Source organism: Klebsiella sp. HC6 (assembly GCF_022605325.1).
Lineage (GTDB): Bacteria > Pseudomonadota > Gammaproteobacteria > Enterobacterales > Enterobacteriaceae > Klebsiella > Klebsiella terrigena.
Genome location: NZ_CP093276.1, coordinates 2,997,227 through 3,012,077, shown reverse-complemented (window position 1 = coordinate 3,012,077; position 14,851 = coordinate 2,997,227). Strand labels below are relative to the sequence as shown.

Sequence of the window (14,851 nt, the reverse complement as noted above, 5' to 3'; positions counted from 1 at the left end):
GGCGTCATGCCATTACTCAATGTACGCGACTTAACAATTGGCCTTGACCCGCGTAGTACGCTGGTCAAAGGCGTCAGTTTTCACGTCGAGCCGGGAGAAACGCTGGCGGTAGTGGGCGAGTCAGGGTCCGGGAAAAGCCTGAGCCTGCTGGCGGTGCTTGGCCTGTTACCGACACAGATGCGCGTGCAGGGAGAGATTGTCTTTAACGACCAGCCGCTGCACGCCTTTACGGCGAATCAAAAGCGCCAGCTGCGCGGCGCGCAGATAGGCTACGTGTCGCAGGATCCTCTAAGCAATCTGCACCCGCTGAAAAGCGTCGGGCGGCAAATCGAGGAGGCGATCCTCGCTCACCGGCGCGTGGGGCGTAAAGCTCTACGCACGCAGGTGCTATCGCTGCTGGCGGAGGTGGGCATCGCGGATGCCGCCCACCGCTATCACGAGCGTCCGGCGAAGTTCTCCGGCGGCCAGCGCCAGCGGGTGATGATCGCCATCGCCATTGCGTTGAATCCGTCGCTGATTATCGCAGATGAGCCAACTACCGCGCTGGACGCCACCGTCCAGGCCTCAATTCTGCGCCTGCTGAAGCGGCTCCAGCGCCAGCATGGCTGCGCGCTGGTGTTTATCAGCCACAACCTGCGGGTGGTGGCTGATATTGCCGACAGGATCGTGGTAATGCAGCACGGTCAGGTTGTCGAACAGGGGGCCGCACGCACCCTTTTCGACGCGCCGCAGCATGACTATACCCGCTCGCTGCTGCAGGCGGGCTGGCATCCGCGCGCCCCGTCGCCCTTCCGTTACGACGAGGCGACGCCGCTGCTGGAGGTGAGTCAGGTTTCGCGCAGCTTTGTGAGACCCTCGCGGCTCTGGCCGGGAAAAGCGGCTGCGCCGATATTGAATGACATCAGTTTTAATCTGCATGAGGGGGAGATTCTCGGCCTGGTCGGCGAGTCCGGCTCCGGGAAGAGTACGCTGGGGCGCATCGTCGTCGGACTGGACCGCCCGGACGGCGGCACGCTGACGCTGGCGGGCCAGCCGTGGAGGGAGCCGGGTAGCCATCACCCGGAACGCCACGCGGTGCAGATGGTGTTTCAGGATCCCTACAGCAGCCTCAATCCACGGCGGCGCGTTGACGACACGCTGGCGCAACCGCTGCAGCTAACCGCCCTGCGCGAACGCGGCCAGCCGCTGTCGCCGCTGGCGCTAAGGGCGGCTATCGACGATCTGCTGGCGCAGGTGGAGCTGCCCGCTTTAGCCGCCTCGCGCTACCCGTCGCAGCTGTCCGGCGGCCAGCGCCAGCGGGTGGTTATTGCCCGTGCGCTGGCGATGAAACCGAAGCTTATCGTCGCCGACGAGGCGGTGTCGGCGCTGGATATCACCACCCAGCACCGCATCATTCAGCTGTTTACCCGACTGCGTAGCCGCTATGGCCTGTCACTTCTGTTTATTTCGCACGACCTCGATGCGGTGGCGGCGCTGTGCGACCGCGTATTGGTACTGCAGGCAGGGCACATTATCGAACAGGGCAGCACCGAGCAGATCTTCCAGCGGCCCCAGCACGCATGGACGCGCCTGCTGCTTGCGGCCATTCCCGGCACCGGCCATCGTTTTAGCGAGGAGGTAGTCTATGAGTCAGCCGCTGCTTTCTGAGCCGTTCGCCCTCCCGCCTGTGACGTTCTGGCAGAGGCTGTGGCGGGAACCGAGCGCCCGCCGTGGACTGGTGATTGTGGCGCTGATGGTACTTGCGGCGCTAGCTGCGCCAATGGTCGCCGCATGGCTAGGCCATAGCGAAACCGGGCAGTTCCGTGATAGCGCGCTGTCGGATATGGGCCTTCCCGTAGGGCCGAGTGCAGCGTTTCCGCTCGGCGCGGATGATAACGGTCGCGACGTGCTGGTGCGCACCCTGTACGGCACCCGCATTTCGCTGCTGATCGCCGTCCCCGCCACCACTCTGGCAATGCTGATTGGCCTGTTCGTCGGGCTGTTTGGCGGCTATCGCGGCGGGCGCATTGACGCGCTGTGTCAACAGCTGATCAATCTGGTACTTTCGTTTCCGTTCGTGGTCACGGCGCTCAGCCTGCTGGCGCTGAATCAAGGCGGCGAGAGCGGTCCGCGCGTCGACCCTGTGTGGGTCGTGATCTTTGTGATTACCTTCTTCTCCTGGGGCTACTTTGCGCGCCTGAGCCGAGGACTGGTGCTGGATCTGCGCCAGCAGGAGTTCGTGGCTGCCGCGGTGCTGATGGGTGAAAGCCAGTGGCGCATTTTATGGCGCGATATTATTCCCGGCGTGTTGCCGACGATGGGCGTGTACTGGGCCATCCAGCTACCTACCAACATCATCGCTGAAGCCACCCTTTCCTTCCTTGGCGTAGGTATTCCCGCACCCGCCGCAAGCCTTGGCAATATGATTGCCGACGTGCAGCGTTCGGCGATGTATCAGGTACAGCCGTGGTTTCTGGCTGCCCCCGCGCTGGCGCTGTTTTTCATCGTCCTCGGTTTTAACTGCCTCAGTAGCGGCCTGCGCGACGTACTGGACCCTCATCTGGAGCGACGATAGTCATGACTTTTTCTACTCTGTTTAACACGCTGCTGCGTAGCGCCCTGACGCTGCTGCTGGTGCTGATCGTCGCCTTTTCACTCACCCGTATCGCCTATCAGGATCCGGCGGTGATGCTGGCGCCGCGAAACGCCACGCCAGAGGCCGTTGCGGCTATAGCCCGGGCGCTGCACCTCAACGATCCCTGGTATCAGCAGTTGCGCTATTTCCTGCTGCGTGGCCCGGAGATCCAGGGCGCGCCGGTGGGCATGCTGCACTGGCCGCCAGCGCTGGGCTACTCGTTCCGTTTCCAGACGCCGGTCACCCAGCTGATTTTGGAGAAGGTGCCGGTTACGCTGTCGCTGGCTCTGGGGGCGCTGGTTATCTGGACGGTGGTGTCGCTGCTCACCGGCGTGCTGGCGGCACGCTACCGCGACCGCTTCGTCGACCGCCTGCTGGCGTTCTTCGCCTACGTCGCGCTGTCGCTACCCACCTTCCTGAGCGGGATGCTGATTATCTTCTTCCTGTTTTATCAGCTGTCGCTGCACAGCATAAACTGGTTTCCTGCTGGCGGCTATGTAGCCCTGCGCGATGACCCGTGGCAGTGGGCGCGGCATCTGGCGCTGCCGTGGCTGACGCTGACGCTGGCGGAAACAGCTATTTTTCAACGCGTGTTGCGCAGCAGTATGCTCGACGTGCTGCACAAGGACTATATCCGTACCGCGCGGGCAAAAGGGGTGCGCGAGTGGCGGGTATACTTCGATCACGCGTTAAAGCCAGCGCTTAGCCCGGTATTGATGCTCACCGGGCTGGAGCTGGCGGCGATTATGGGCGGCGCAATTGTCACCGAGAAGATGTTCGGCCTCGACGGCGTCGGACGGCTGGCGATTGATGCGGCGCTGGACGGCGATTTCCCGGTGGTGATTGGCACCACCATTTTCGCCGCCTGCGTGTTTATTGTCTCTAACCTGTTGACCGATCTTTTTCATCGCCTGTTTTTACAGAGTCAATGAAGGTGTAAGCACTCCGCTAAACCTGGTGGCTATGGACCCCTATCGCTGCTCAATCTCGCCTGGGGGGCGGATTAACGCCCCTTATCAATCGTACAGTTCCACTGTTGGCTCACGCTGCTCTGGCTGGTCGCTATCTGTAACGACAGACGGGCATCCAGGGTATGCGTGACGCTGTATTCAAGCACCACGTCATCCAGATCGCGGGCGATACGTTCAATGCGAAACAGAGGGCGACCGGGTTCAATATTTAATAATCCCGCCGTGCGGGCATCGCAGCAAACCGGCGTATAGCGTTCCGTGGCGTTAGCCGGCGAGTAGCCGAACGTTTCCCGCAGCTGCTTATACAGCGACCGACTACCGTCAACGTGGCTCAAATCATTATAAATACGGCCATTTAGCCAGGTAAGAACGTGGCCAACCGGTCGCTCCCCCTGCACTAATAGCCGCTCCAGACGCATCAGCTGGCTGCCTAAATCCAGCCCCATCGACTCCGCCACCTGGCGGTCGGCCATCGTCGAAATTAGCGACAGCACTTCCACCTCAACCGTGCCGTCTCCATCAAAGGTTGTCAGTACGTCAGGGAGATCGGTGTAGTACTTTTGCAGCGCATCGCGGTTGATAAACGTCCCTTTCCCCTGCTCCCGATACACCATGCCAATGCTGGCCAGCGAATCAATCGCCTGCTTAATAGTGCCTCGCGCAACCTTGAACTCCCCGGCGAGCAGCAGCTCGCCGGGAAGCTTATCGTCATAGGTAAAAGAGAGGATCCGCTGCAGGATAACGTCTTTTATCCTTAAATAGAGAGGGAGTCCATCCGACTCAAACATACTTGTGCTCCACTCAGAGGTAGTGTATCTGGCTCCTGTATGCGCTCAGTATATCCTGATTTATCTCCTGATTACCGTCTATGTTTGCGCTGGCGAGAATGGGCGGCGTGCGCTCATTTTCCAGCATGATTTCGCAAATAAGTAATACCAGACTGTTAGCAATGGCCGCGCCCATAATGGTGGAGAGCGGCGCGGCTTTTTGCGCCAGGCCCGGCAGGCTAACGGCTGCATCGCCATACTCGCAGTGGTTATCGATGGTGATGTCGGCAATATCGACCAGCAGCTTGCCGCTGGAGTGGCGCGACGTCACCCGCGCCGCCGTCGCGAGGCTGGTAATGGCGATAACCTTTGCCCCACAGGCTTTCGCCGCCAGCGCGACATCAATCGTAATCGCGTTTCTCCCGGAGACAGAGTGAATCAGCAGCGTATCACCCGCGCGCAGCGGCGACTCCTCAACCAGCACCCGTCCGAGATTTTCCACATTTTCCACCGCGCTGGTGAGGGTTAACGGCCTGACGTTAAGCATCAACGCGGGGGTAAAAAGCGGATTGATAATGGCCAGCCCCCCTGCCCGATAACTCATCTCCTCCGCCAGGATCCCGGCGTGGCTGGCACCAAAAACGAAGATATTGCGCTGCGCCAGAATGCTTTGGGCCATGATTTCCGCCGCCTGGGTTAACGCCTCGGGGCGCTGCTCAAGAAAATCCAGCTTCTGGCGGATCTGCCCGTAGTACTGTTTCAGTGCCTGACTCATAGACTTCCTCCTGATATCAGAACGTCAGCAAGCGGGTCAAAAGATGAATGAACGGCGCGATGACGAACATGTCGCTGTCGCCGGCCCACAATGCGGTGTCGGGGATCGTGTTGTTGATAAAACCCGTGACGCAGAAATACTGCCCCCATGCGACCACGGTCGAGGTGATAAATCCCGCCAGAAGCGCACCTTTATAGCCGCCGGTAATGTTGCCGAAAACGCCTGCCGTTCCGGCGTGGAAGAAAATCACAATCATGCTGGGAATAAACACATAGCCGGTGTAGCGGCCAATCAGGGTCAACCACAGCAGCGAACCAACAAACGCGCCGACAAAGCCCAGCACCACCGCGTTTGGCGCAAAGTTAAACAGAATCGGGCAGTCCAGCGCGGGTTTTGCGCCGGGGACCAGCCGCGAACCGATGCCGTTAAACGCCGGTACCATTTCGCCAATAAACATCCGCACGCCGAGGAGCACTACGGCAATGCCGCCGGTAAACATCAGCGATTGTTTCAGGGCGTAGATGTAGAAGCTGAGGTCGCCGGATTGGGCAAGAATTTCAGCGGCTTTTGGCGTGCCTTTTATCTGCAAAATAAAGGTGCCGATAAAGAACAGTAGCGCCATGGTTAACGCCGTCACTACGTTGGAGTCACGGAGAAAACCGAGCTTTTTCGGGACTTTGATATCCTCGGAGCTGATTTTATTGCGGGCGAATATCTGCCCGAAAATCGCTCCCAACAGCGCGACTGAGGCCGAAGTATGCCCCAGCGCCACGTTGTCGTTGCCGGTAATTTTTCGCACCCACGGCTGGACCAGCGCGGGTTGCAACGTCCAGTACAGACCCATAATGACCGTTAGCATCAGCGTCAGCTGCACCGCTGAGATGCCGGGTGCGGTATTCACCATTACCCCGGCAAAAATCATCGTGGTCCAGAACATCATGTGTCCGGTCAGATAGATGTATTTAAAACGCGTCAGCCGGGCCAGCAGCAGGTTGATGGCGAATCCCCCGGCAATCGCAATCGTCACGCTGCTTCCGTAACGTTCGCTAAAGCGCGCCTGACCGATAATATTAGTCAGGTTCATTGAGCTAAGGCCGAAGACTTCGGTCCAGATAGGCTGAAATATCAGCAGCGCGGAAACGATAATCCCCGCTCCCGCACCGATAATCAGAAAGCCCAAAATGCCCTTCAGGGTGCCGGAAACAATGTCTGCTAAGGATTTCTTTTGCAGCACCAGGCCCAGCAGGACAATCAGGCCAATTAAAATCGAGGCCTCACCAAATATATTGATGGTTATCCAGCGCAGCACGCCAAGAAATTCGCTCATGACGGCTCTCCTGGGGGCAGAATCTTCGCCTGCGCAAGCGCCGTGGTAATTTCTGCGTTATCGATATAGTTGTTCACCACCACCACCGGGCAGGACAGATGTTTTAGATTGTCGACCAGTTCCGCATTGGTGATCACCACATCGGCATTGGCCGAAGCGGCGGATGAGACATCCATATGTTCAACGGAAGCCTGAATACCATGCTGCCTTAACACCGCTTCAACGTTCATTTTTAAAATCAGGCTGGAGCCCATACCTAAACCACAGACTGTCAGAATTTTCATCGCTATTCACTCCGTGTTAATCAAGCTACAAACGCTGAAAGCAGCCTACGATGCGCTGGCTAACAGCCGATAAAGTTGTTCAGGATCGTCAGAATGCATCAGGGTATGCAGGTTATTTTCATCACTCAGTACGGTCACGATATGCTGGATAAGATGGATATGCGCATCGCTGCTGGTTGCCGAAAGCCCCAGCACCACCTGCACGGGGTCGTTTTCCGCGTGGCCAAACGCCAGCGGCTCCCGCAGCCTGACAGCGCTGATTTGCGCCTTAATTGCCCCCTGTTCGGGGCGGGCATGTGGCAGCGCCAGTCCCGGCGCGATGACAAAATAAGGTCCAAGTTCATGGTAGCTATCGACCATTGCCTGAACGTACTGCGGGCTACAGGCTCCCGCGCGGCAGAGCGCGTTCCCCGCTTCGCGGATTGCCTCCTCCGGGCTGCGGGCCGGGCAATCAACGTTTATCGATTGACTTTCGATCATCGGCGGCTCCTTGCGTGAGGTGGTGGCGGATTGAGGCCAGCGTGGTCTCCAGCGCCTGCTGAACGAAGGCGTTGCCTTTCTCTTCGCTGGCTTTGGTGGGGTCTCCCAGCACGGCGTAATCAGAAAACTCGGTCCAGCGTATTGGTTGATAGCGGAAATTCGGCGGAAATACCGGATAGTGCGCACGGGCGTTCGCCATGGTGACGAACTCCGGGGCCAGCGCCAGCATCAGCGAGGTTTCTACCTCATCGGCATGCATATAGCCGGGATAAGCCACCGCCGAGCGTTGCCGTTTTTTCACCTCCTGCTCCATGCCCGCCCAGCTGTAGCCGAGCAGCGTGATGCCTTTCTCCTTAAGCTGGCGGGAAGCCGCTTTAATAGCGTCAAAATTGCCGTAATGCGCGTTGATCACCGCCGTGGTAGTAATGCCGTAGCTGGCCATATTCTCCGCCAGCGACACCAGCATCGACGTCAGCCGATCGTTGCCGATATCAATGGCGCCCGCGTGCCCACGCAGCGACCACACCTGGCTGTAAGAAATAACGGGCAGGCTCAGCGCGCACTCACCCAGTTGCTCATCAAGCCGCGCGCAAAAGCGCTCGGCCAGCAGGTTGTCGGTATCCAGCGGCAGATGATCGCCGTGTGGCTCGACCGCACCAAGCGGTAGCAAAGCAATCTGCGCCTTTTGTAGCGCTCGCCTGGCCTCGTGTTCATTTAAATGATGAAGTTTCATCACCACTCCTTAGCCAAAGGCGAAGTAACGCGCAGGATTTTCGACAAAGAAATCATGCAGTAACGCTTCGCCGTCAAACCCGGCCTCCCGCGCCTCTTCAATGAACCTTGGTCGCCAGTCGCTAAGGATGAACTTCAGCCCCAGCCCCCCTTTGCCGTAATGCGCGCTCATCGATTTACGTGCAAAATCTCCGCCGATTAAGATTTGTTTTTGGTAACCCCGCTGGCATAGCGCCAGGATGGCCTGGGTGCGGATGTGTTCAGGGTGATATTTGATGCGGCTGATACCGTCAAAAGAGAGAAACGCCCCGGTGTTGGCGATCTGACGGTGCAACCATGGATCGGGATTGCGATCCATATGGGCAAAACATAAGCGGGACAAATCAAGCCCCAATGTTGTCAAGATCTGAGCCTGTTCTAATCCCATCGTCCCCATCTCGGTATGGCTGTGCATCGGCGCTCCCGTACGCTGGTGGGCGCGAACGATAACCTCCATGGTTTTTTGTTCCAGGGGAGAAATAGCGTTGTAGCCAGTGCCGCACTTCACGACGCCAGCCCGATGCGGAGTGCCTTCTATTCCCTCGCTTACCTCACGGCAAACGTGTTCAACCAGTTCATCAATCTCTGAATTTTCAATCCATTCGGCAAAAGTTTGCTTCAGGCCCGGACGCTGACTGCTCCACAGGAAGCCTTTGTTAAAACCGGCGGTGGCGATTATGTGCAACTGCTGACGCTGGGCCATCCCGGCGACGGCTGACGCATGGCGACCGTAGTCTGGGGCGGTGGCGTCGTAGATGGCAGCGCCTCCCGCTTGACGGAAATCGCATAATTCACGCTCCGAGGCCTGCGGGTCGTCCAGTAAAAGATCGTCATCCTGACGCTCTGCCCAATATGGCGGAATACAGTAGATATGGTCGTGGCTGTAGGTTACGCCCAGCTGATTAGCAGCAATATCGCCGTTTAAGGTACGAATGATCCCCATGTTTCTTGCTCCCCGGAATGGATAAGAAGGTGCTTTCAACATAGGTTAGCGTCACTTGACCAGTCAAGTGGTCAAGTTCGCGTCAATCATATAAAATTATTATCTGTGAGGTTGGTCGAAATTCACGCATTAAGGGCTCCGTTTGGGAAACGGAAGATAGTGTAGGTTAAGTCTAAGCATGAACCTGGAGAGCAAAAATGACCCCAAATGAATGGATTGTACGATTGAGGCGCTGTACTTCGGGGAAACGCTGGAAAAGGTTATTGAAAATAAATATTTGAAGGCTGCGTTTTGTCGCCGCAGCCCCATCCCCAGCCCATAGCCGGCTGGGGATTCATCATTATGCCAGGCCTGGCGGCCCAGCGGGCCGCGAGTCACGCAGCCGATTCATGCCGTCACTGCCTGGGCGTGATTTTCGTCACCGAGCCTGTCTGGACCTTATCCCCGACGCTGCCATACATAGACACCAGATAAACGGCGCCATCAGGCGCGACGGTCAGATTGTTTGGCGTCTCATCCATCGGAATATTGGCGACCAGTTTGCCGTCCCGATCGAGAACCGCAACCGTTCCACCCGCGCGCGTCGCGGCGAAAACCTGCGACGTCGCTGCATCCCAGACGACGGATACGCCGCCGGCGCCGATGTAGGTATCAGCGAGAAGCTTACCGTTCGCATCAAGCACCACGACGTTGTTCGTCTCCTGGGAAGTGACGTAGAGACGGCCGGTTGCCGGATCGCGCGCGATATCCGTTGCACCTTGCGCCTGCGGTACTTTCACCGTCGTGCTCTTGCCCGTTTTAAGATCAATCCAGCCTACCCATGGCGTATCGCGGCTGACGCCGTAGAGCTTCCCTCCGCTGCTGTCGAGGGTAAGATCCGTACTGTAAAACAGGTCGCGGCCGCGGTCCGCCACGAACTCCAGTTGACCGATGTGCTCAAGCGTGTTGGTGTCATATACCTCGATAAAACCGGTCAGCGCAGCGCTGACATAGGCCCGATTGTGGGCTTCATCAATAATCACATCGCGTGGATGCGCGACCGAACCTTCCGGAAAGACCTTGACGACGGAAAGCGTCTTCGCATCATAGACGGTCACCGTCCCGGCAAGGGTGTTCGTCGTCCAGACATGCTTATGGGCATTGTCAACACCGACGCCGAAGACGCCAATTTGTTTGCCCTTTTCATCTTTTGGCAGCACGGCCTCCGCTTCGACAGCCAGCGTTGCGGCGTTCAATCTCAGTAGACGGCTACCGTCCTTCGGCCCGCGCGCAGAGGTCACGAACAGCTTCCCATCGGCTGAAACGGCCGATTGGTACGCCCGCTCGCCGACGGGAGCCGTTTGCAGCTTGAAGGTATCGGCGTTTTTCGGGGGAACGATTTTGGACAGCTTCAACATGACCTGCGAGACGCTCGCGGGGTTTTGCGTGATAACGGTGAGCGGATGAAGGCCAATCTCGGCAGTGGCCGGAACGGTCAGCGGAATATTGAGCGTTCCCGCCCCGTCGGCGGTCAGTGGCTGAGGAGTCAGGGCTTCAGCACCATTCAGCAAGGTGACGGTTGCCCCCGCCGGAAGGTTCTTAATCGTTACCTCGGTTTTATCACCTGGCTTAACAGGGACTTCCCTTGAACCGGCGCGGATACTGCCAGGAAAGGTCGTATCCGCGGTTTCCCAATGGCTGGCGGCAAATGCGGTTGTGGCGGTTGACATCGCAACGGCGGAGGCCAACAGCACTGCGCGGACTGATACTCTTATCATTTTATCCCCATAAATTATATTGATGCAGCACCTCAGCACAGGTAACGTCGGCGCCCACTCGTGGTCTTATGTTCCGCCATGATGAAATATTTATCGTCATGAGCGAGTACAACATACTACTTAACGGAAATAATTATTATTCTTATTTATGGCGATGTGATTTATGACGGGGGTAAAGCCGGAAGCTCGGGCGGCCGGATTGGTTGATGGTTGTTATTCGCTGCAGGTGCGAAAATCGCGCGCCCGTCCATGCCGTTACCGCGCGGGTCTACGTTGAAAGATACGATGAGTTGACTGATTCAGCGGCGATTCGCGAGATCGAAATCGCCGGTTACCTGAAAGCATGGCAGGCCGCCGATTTTACCTAAAGCTCCACTGCGCCGTAATGACAAATACGGATGGGATGATGATGCCAACGTCCATCCCAAAATAAGAGGTAAAATTATACTGAAAGCCATGATAGATATAGGGAGAAAAGCCTATTCCTGTTGCTTTTTTAAAATCATGATAAGACCCATGATCGCCGCAATCACTGAATGCATCAAAAAAAAACTCACCTACGTAGCCATATATTCCCTTGAAAACCCAGCCGTTATCCCACCCTACCCAATCTCTTCTTACGCCGGCAGCCAGGCATCGGTCATCAAAGCTGTTTTTCATCGTACCTAGCACAAAACTATATTTTGATTCATCTGAGAATTTACGCTCCACGGAGATGAAGTTATTTTCAAAATTCTCCGTATACTGCCCGTGGTTGTTGGTTAAATGATATACGTATGAGCCCGTATTTAGTGAGTACAGGTTTATTTCATCCGCAGAACAGTGCCACGTAGCCAGAAATAAACTTCCGCACCACAGCCATGCGGGATATCGTTGGCGGTCATCCTGTTTATATCGCGCATTATCCATACTGCCTCACATTGACGACGGTGCTGGTATGATGACTGCTGGTCCTGGGCTTTTAGCTGTACAAATTTTAGCATACTTCAGCACGCCCGGGAGATGCACGATACGGGTTGTATAGCGCAGTTCAGCCGCATATTCTGCATCACGAAACGGCGTCCATGCCGGATCGTCATCGTCTTTAACACCCTTCGCTCATTTCAGCTTTTACGGCGCGGTACTCTTTTCACCGCCACGTCTCTCACTTGTAATCGATAAAGTTCAGGATAGCCTCGTTGAACTCTTTCGGTGCCTGAATAAACGCGAAGTGGCTGGTACTGGGTAAAATCAACAACCCGGCATTCGGGATGGTGTTAGCAATATATTCCAGATGCTCCCGCACAATGGCCTCGTCACGATCGCCATCAACAATCAGCACCGGGGCCGTGATTTTCTTGAGATCGTCATCGCTCCAGTTGGGCTGTGTTGCCCACATATGGCTTATCTGTTCGACAAAGGCATCGTACTGGTCGGGCGTTTTTGACAGCTTGCGATATTCATTACCGGCCCGTTCGATATAGCTGGCAAAAACCGGATTCTTTTCGGTATCAGGTTTGACGCCGCTGGTTTTCGTATTGGGGGCAAAAGAGAAAATGCGGTTCACGCGGGTCGGGTGGCGAATAGCCAAATCGATCCCAATAATTCCCCCATCGCTCCAGCCGACAATATCCGCTTTCTTAATGTTCAGACGATCGAGCAACGCCACCACATCATCACTCATTAAGTCGTAGCTGTAGGGGCGCTCGTCACGCGTGCTGCGTCCATGGCCCCGGCTATCAACCACGATGACCTTATGATGTTTCGCCAGCGCCGCAACCTGTTGACCCCAGTAATCGGAATTCGCCAGCCCGCCGTGGAGCAGAACCACCGGCGTACCCTCTCCGGTGGTGGCGTAATAGAGCTGGATCCCGTTTACGCTGGCATACGCGGGTTTTAGCGCGGCGACAGGTGCCGGCGTAGGCGGCAAATTTTTCCAACGCTCCCCCCAGGCTAGCGGGGATTGCGGGGTCACCGACCAGGCCGCAGAGGTGCCCAACGTCCCCATCACGCAGAGGAGTCCGGCGAGGAATAGCGTGTTTTTTCTCTTCATAGCGATCGCTCCTGATAACGTTTACTGCGTCTCACCCAACTCGCGGGTACGTTTCACCGCCGCCAGCACGCTGCGTTGCAGACCTGCAGCGAAATCGCTGTTGTTAAGCTCATACAGCCCATGGATCCCGACGCCAGCCGGGGAGTTGTTGATGTCGAGTAGCTGCCTCGGGTGTTTCTGGCTCCGGCGCAGCATCTCTATCGCCCCCTGCAGATTTTCCAGAACCACCTCAGCTGCCTGCGCGCGCGACAGTCCGGCCAGCACGCCCGCATCGGTAAACGACTCGATAAAGTAATAAATGTAGTTCGGCCCGGCGACGCCGAAGCCGGTAAAGATATCAATAAGCCGTTCCGGCAGGTAAAGCACCTTGCCAAAACCGCTCAGAAAAGGCTCTACCCTTTCGGGGAGCGCCTGCGCGTTCAGAACCACCCCGCTGTAGCCAAATCCGGTATCGGTAAGCGTATTAGGGATAACCCGGGCAATGGGCTTTTCCGCCCCCAATACGGTTTCGAGTTTGTGCAGCGTCACCCCGGCAATCAGAGAGATCGTCGTCGTTGCGGCAGAAAGATGGGGCCGAATACGTTCGGCCACGCTCGACAAATTGTCCTGCGGGCGGATCCCCAGCACCACCAGGGCGGCCTCGCGCAACGCATCCTCTCGCGGCGGTTTCCGCGCCAGGCCATAGCGTTCAGCGAGCGCGGCGATACGGCCCGGATCGATATCCTCCAGCGAAATCTCTTCCGCACGAAGCGTACCCGCCGCCAGCGAGGCTCGAATAATGGCCTCCGCCATTTGTCCGGCACCAATAAAATGTACATTTGCCATGCGCAGTAGCCCCTTATTGAAAGCGATATTCGCCGTTACCGACGCGAAAACGTTGGCCTTTTAGCGCCGGGTCAGAGACGTTAAAGACCAGTTCGACTAGCCGGTTGTCCTGCCCCTGGAGAAAAACAAAACGCTGTTGACCCACAGCCAGCCCCTCCGGCAGCTCATTGAACCCGAAAAGCGCGTGCCAGTGCGCGCGCGCGGCCTGCGGGTCTTGCACCACAAAAACTGCGCTCCGCAATGTGACCTCGCCTGCGGGATGCGGCCCGTCGAGCCCCTGAGCACGTAGCCGCGTCAGCCGTGCGTCATCGCCCTCTCCCCACTGCAGAATAAAGGGATACGGCAGGCCGTTAAAATCGCCATCGACGGTGAAAATACGCCAGCGAATGATACTGCCCTGCGGATCGTTACGCTGGCCGTCGACGATCGGAGAGACATTCAGCCCCTTGCTGCGCAGCTCCGCATGCGTCTGGTCAATATCATCCGTGCGCAGCGCCACCCGATGCAGCGCCTGGTTTTCCGGCAGCAGCCGCGCCGCGTCGCGGGAGAGCAAAAAATCGGCCTGCGCCGACGCCAGCTCGGCACGATCGTAGATGGCGAGAAATTCGATGTAGGTCAGCCCGAAATAGCTGAGCGCATTCCAGGTCCCCCAGCCGGGGTGACGCCCGCCGGCAAGTGCGCTGAGCTTGTGGCCGGCAAACGCGGCAATCGCCTCGTCCGGCCGGTTCACAAACTGAACGACGTGATCCCATTTTAATGTTGTCATTACGCCTCCTGAGTCTGGGAGAAACGCAGGCGGCAGGCGGCATCACCCCGCGCCAGCGCGGTCTCAACCGCTAACTGCATACCCTCGAACGCATCGGTTAACGCATGATCCCCTTCCATGCAGATGTCGCACAGCGTCTCAATCTGGCGGGCATCGCGCCCCTGCTGACGCCAGCAGTTGACGTAAGGGCAATAATGGAACAGCACAATAAACTCTGACGGGCTGACCGAAACGGTCTCCATTTCGTAAACCTGAGATTCCAGCCCGCGGGTAAATAGAGCGGCAAACTCCTGCAAATCGTTGCTGCGACGCATCTTCCCGCGGACGGAATGCCCGATATCACGGCCATAACGGCGGATAGCGTCACGCGCATAATCGTCGGGCTGATTGCGCAGCCGGGATTCATCAAGTAAATAGCCGAGCGTCGCGGCGCGCTTTTCGGTGATCGCGCGCAGCGCAAGGGTAACGTCGTCGTTCAGGCTCGGTGCGTTGTGCCCCGAAGCGGGCTGTTTTGTTTTCATCAGGCAGCACTCCCCTTA

Annotated in this window: 17 protein-coding genes; 4 read left to right on the top strand and 13 right to left on the bottom strand. The window is 57.3% G+C overall.

Going from position 1 to position 14,851, the window contains the following annotated elements; translation table 11 throughout:
* Positions 1 to 6 precede the first annotated feature (6 nt).
* From MMW58_RS14720 to MMW58_RS14710, 3 genes are read left to right on the top strand one after another with little or no spacing between them, the layout of a single operon-like run.
* Entirely contained in the window at positions 7 to 1,647 is a 1,641-nt protein-coding gene (locus MMW58_RS14720) for a dipeptide ABC transporter ATP-binding protein (RefSeq protein WP_241721472.1), read from the top strand.
* Complete coding sequence (locus MMW58_RS14715; protein WP_095099089.1) at positions 1,625 to 2,554, top strand: ABC transporter permease; 930 nt, start codon at positions 1,625 to 1,627, stop codon at positions 2,552 to 2,554. The genes MMW58_RS14720 and MMW58_RS14715 overlap by 23 nt, the downstream gene beginning before the upstream one ends.
* 2 nt (positions 2,555 to 2,556) lie before the next feature.
* Positions 2,557 to 3,546 carry an ABC transporter permease gene (locus tag MMW58_RS14710; protein WP_241721471.1) on the top strand — a complete coding sequence of 330 codons (990 nt, stop codon included), beginning with the start codon at positions 2,557 to 2,559 and terminating at the stop codon, positions 3,544 to 3,546.
* Positions 3,547 to 3,617: 71 nt separating this feature from the next.
* Here MMW58_RS14710 and MMW58_RS14705 read toward each other — a convergent pair whose 3' ends face one another.
* The 8 genes from MMW58_RS14705 to MMW58_RS14670 all read right to left on the bottom strand — a co-directional run bounded on the left by MMW58_RS14705 (position 3,618) and on the right by MMW58_RS14670 (position 10,689).
* Complete coding sequence (locus MMW58_RS14705) at positions 3,618 to 4,373, bottom strand: GntR family transcriptional regulator (RefSeq protein ID WP_133599757.1); 756 nt, start codon at positions 4,371 to 4,373, stop codon at positions 3,618 to 3,620.
* A gap of 13 nt (positions 4,374 to 4,386) precedes the next feature.
* A complete protein-coding gene (locus tag MMW58_RS14700; protein ID WP_159236857.1) occupies positions 4,387 to 5,127 on the bottom strand; it encodes a sugar isomerase domain-containing protein in 741 nt (246 codons plus the stop codon).
* A gap of 16 nt (positions 5,128 to 5,143) precedes the next feature.
* Positions 5,144 to 6,454 (bottom strand): PTS ascorbate transporter subunit IIC, encoded by a 1,311-nt coding sequence (locus MMW58_RS14695; RefSeq protein ID WP_128878179.1) that lies wholly within the window; start codon positions 6,452 to 6,454, stop codon positions 5,144 to 5,146.
* Positions 6,451 to 6,738: a PTS sugar transporter subunit IIB gene (locus tag MMW58_RS14690; RefSeq protein WP_133599755.1), complete on the bottom strand. Its 288-nt coding sequence runs from the start codon at positions 6,736 to 6,738 to the stop codon at positions 6,451 to 6,453. The genes MMW58_RS14695 and MMW58_RS14690 overlap by 4 nt, the downstream gene beginning before the upstream one ends.
* Before the next feature lie 45 nt (positions 6,739 to 6,783).
* Positions 6,784 to 7,218 (bottom strand): PTS sugar transporter subunit IIA, encoded by a 435-nt coding sequence (locus MMW58_RS14685; RefSeq protein ID WP_159236858.1) that lies wholly within the window; start codon positions 7,216 to 7,218, stop codon positions 6,784 to 6,786.
* On the bottom strand, positions 7,190 to 7,951 hold the full coding sequence (locus MMW58_RS14680) for a creatininase family protein (RefSeq protein WP_159236859.1): 762 nt from the start codon (positions 7,949 to 7,951) through the stop codon (positions 7,190 to 7,192). The genes MMW58_RS14685 and MMW58_RS14680 overlap by 29 nt, the downstream gene beginning before the upstream one ends.
* A 9-nt stretch (positions 7,952 to 7,960) precedes the next feature.
* On the bottom strand, positions 7,961 to 8,932 hold the full coding sequence (locus MMW58_RS14675; protein ID WP_159236860.1) for a phosphotriesterase family protein: 972 nt from the start codon (positions 8,930 to 8,932) through the stop codon (positions 7,961 to 7,963).
* A gap of 395 nt (positions 8,933 to 9,327) precedes the next feature.
* Positions 9,328 to 10,689 carry a YncE family protein gene (locus MMW58_RS14670; RefSeq protein WP_133599751.1) on the bottom strand — a complete coding sequence of 454 codons (1,362 nt, stop codon included), beginning with the start codon at positions 10,687 to 10,689 and terminating at the stop codon, positions 9,328 to 9,330.
* A gap of 206 nt (positions 10,690 to 10,895) precedes the next feature.
* Here MMW58_RS14670 and MMW58_RS14665 point away from each other — a divergent pair, with 206 nt between their 5' ends.
* Positions 10,896 to 11,057: a hypothetical protein gene (locus MMW58_RS14665; protein WP_159236862.1), complete on the top strand. Its 162-nt coding sequence runs from the start codon at positions 10,896 to 10,898 to the stop codon at positions 11,055 to 11,057.
* Here the strand turns inward: MMW58_RS14665 and MMW58_RS14660 are convergent.
* From MMW58_RS14660 to MMW58_RS14640, 5 genes are all read right to left on the bottom strand, one after another.
* Complete coding sequence (locus tag MMW58_RS14660; RefSeq protein WP_241721470.1) at positions 11,050 to 11,598, bottom strand: hypothetical protein; 549 nt, start codon at positions 11,596 to 11,598, stop codon at positions 11,050 to 11,052. The genes MMW58_RS14665 and MMW58_RS14660 overlap by 8 nt on opposite strands.
* 235 nt (positions 11,599 to 11,833) lie before the next feature.
* Positions 11,834 to 12,721, bottom strand: a complete 888-nt coding sequence (locus tag MMW58_RS14655) for an alpha/beta fold hydrolase (RefSeq protein ID WP_241721469.1) — start codon at positions 12,719 to 12,721, stop codon at positions 11,834 to 11,836.
* A 21-nt stretch (positions 12,722 to 12,742) separates the two neighbouring features.
* Positions 12,743 to 13,546, bottom strand: a complete 804-nt coding sequence (locus MMW58_RS14650) for a pyrroline-5-carboxylate reductase family protein (protein ID WP_241721468.1) — start codon at positions 13,544 to 13,546, stop codon at positions 12,743 to 12,745.
* A gap of 13 nt (positions 13,547 to 13,559) precedes the next feature.
* Positions 13,560 to 14,312: a VOC family protein gene (locus tag MMW58_RS14645; protein WP_241721467.1), complete on the bottom strand. Its 753-nt coding sequence runs from the start codon at positions 14,310 to 14,312 to the stop codon at positions 13,560 to 13,562.
* Positions 14,312 to 14,833, bottom strand: a complete 522-nt coding sequence (locus MMW58_RS14640; RefSeq protein WP_241721466.1) for an L-2-amino-thiazoline-4-carboxylic acid hydrolase — start codon at positions 14,831 to 14,833, stop codon at positions 14,312 to 14,314. Before MMW58_RS14640 ends, MMW58_RS14645 begins: the two co-directional genes overlap by 1 nt.
* Positions 14,834 to 14,851 lie beyond the last annotated feature (18 nt).

Bases quoted from the DNA above. Each gene is read 5' to 3' on its own strand.
- MMW58_RS14720 (WP_241721472.1), top strand. From the start codon at position 7: ATGCCATTACTCAATGTACGCGACTTAACAATTGGCCTTGACCCGCGT.
- MMW58_RS14715 (WP_095099089.1), top strand. From the start codon at position 1,625: ATGAGTCAGCCGCTGCTTTCTGAGCCGTTCGCCCTCCCGCCTGTGACG.
- MMW58_RS14710 (WP_241721471.1), top strand. From the start codon at position 2,557: ATGACTTTTTCTACTCTGTTTAACACGCTGCTGCGTAGCGCCCTGACG.
- MMW58_RS14705 (WP_133599757.1), bottom strand. From the start codon at position 4,373: ATGTTTGAGTCGGATGGACTCCCTCTCTATTTAAGGATAAAAGACGTT.
- MMW58_RS14700 (WP_159236857.1), bottom strand. From the start codon at position 5,127: ATGAGTCAGGCACTGAAACAGTACTACGGGCAGATCCGCCAGAAGCTG.
- MMW58_RS14695 (WP_128878179.1), bottom strand. From the start codon at position 6,454: ATGAGCGAATTTCTTGGCGTGCTGCGCTGGATAACCATCAATATATTT.
- MMW58_RS14690 (WP_133599755.1), bottom strand. From the start codon at position 6,738: ATGAAAATTCTGACAGTCTGTGGTTTAGGTATGGGCTCCAGCCTGATT.
- MMW58_RS14685 (WP_159236858.1), bottom strand. From the start codon at position 7,218: ATGATCGAAAGTCAATCGATAAACGTTGATTGCCCGGCCCGCAGCCCG.
- MMW58_RS14680 (WP_159236859.1), bottom strand. From the start codon at position 7,951: ATGAAACTTCATCATTTAAATGAACACGAGGCCAGGCGAGCGCTACAA.
- MMW58_RS14675 (WP_159236860.1), bottom strand. From the start codon at position 8,932: ATGGGGATCATTCGTACCTTAAACGGCGATATTGCTGCTAATCAGCTG.
- MMW58_RS14670 (WP_133599751.1), bottom strand. From the start codon at position 10,689: ATGATAAGAGTATCAGTCCGCGCAGTGCTGTTGGCCTCCGCCGTTGCG.
- MMW58_RS14665 (WP_159236862.1), top strand. From the start codon at position 10,896: ATGGTTGTTATTCGCTGCAGGTGCGAAAATCGCGCGCCCGTCCATGCC.
- MMW58_RS14660 (WP_241721470.1), bottom strand. From the start codon at position 11,598: ATGGATAATGCGCGATATAAACAGGATGACCGCCAACGATATCCCGCA.
- MMW58_RS14655 (WP_241721469.1), bottom strand. From the start codon at position 12,721: ATGAAGAGAAAAAACACGCTATTCCTCGCCGGACTCCTCTGCGTGATG.
- MMW58_RS14650 (WP_241721468.1), bottom strand. From the start codon at position 13,546: ATGGCAAATGTACATTTTATTGGTGCCGGACAAATGGCGGAGGCCATT.
- MMW58_RS14645 (WP_241721467.1), bottom strand. From the start codon at position 14,312: ATGACAACATTAAAATGGGATCACGTCGTTCAGTTTGTGAACCGGCCG.
- MMW58_RS14640 (WP_241721466.1), bottom strand. From the start codon at position 14,833: ATGAAAACAAAACAGCCCGCTTCGGGGCACAACGCACCGAGCCTGAAC.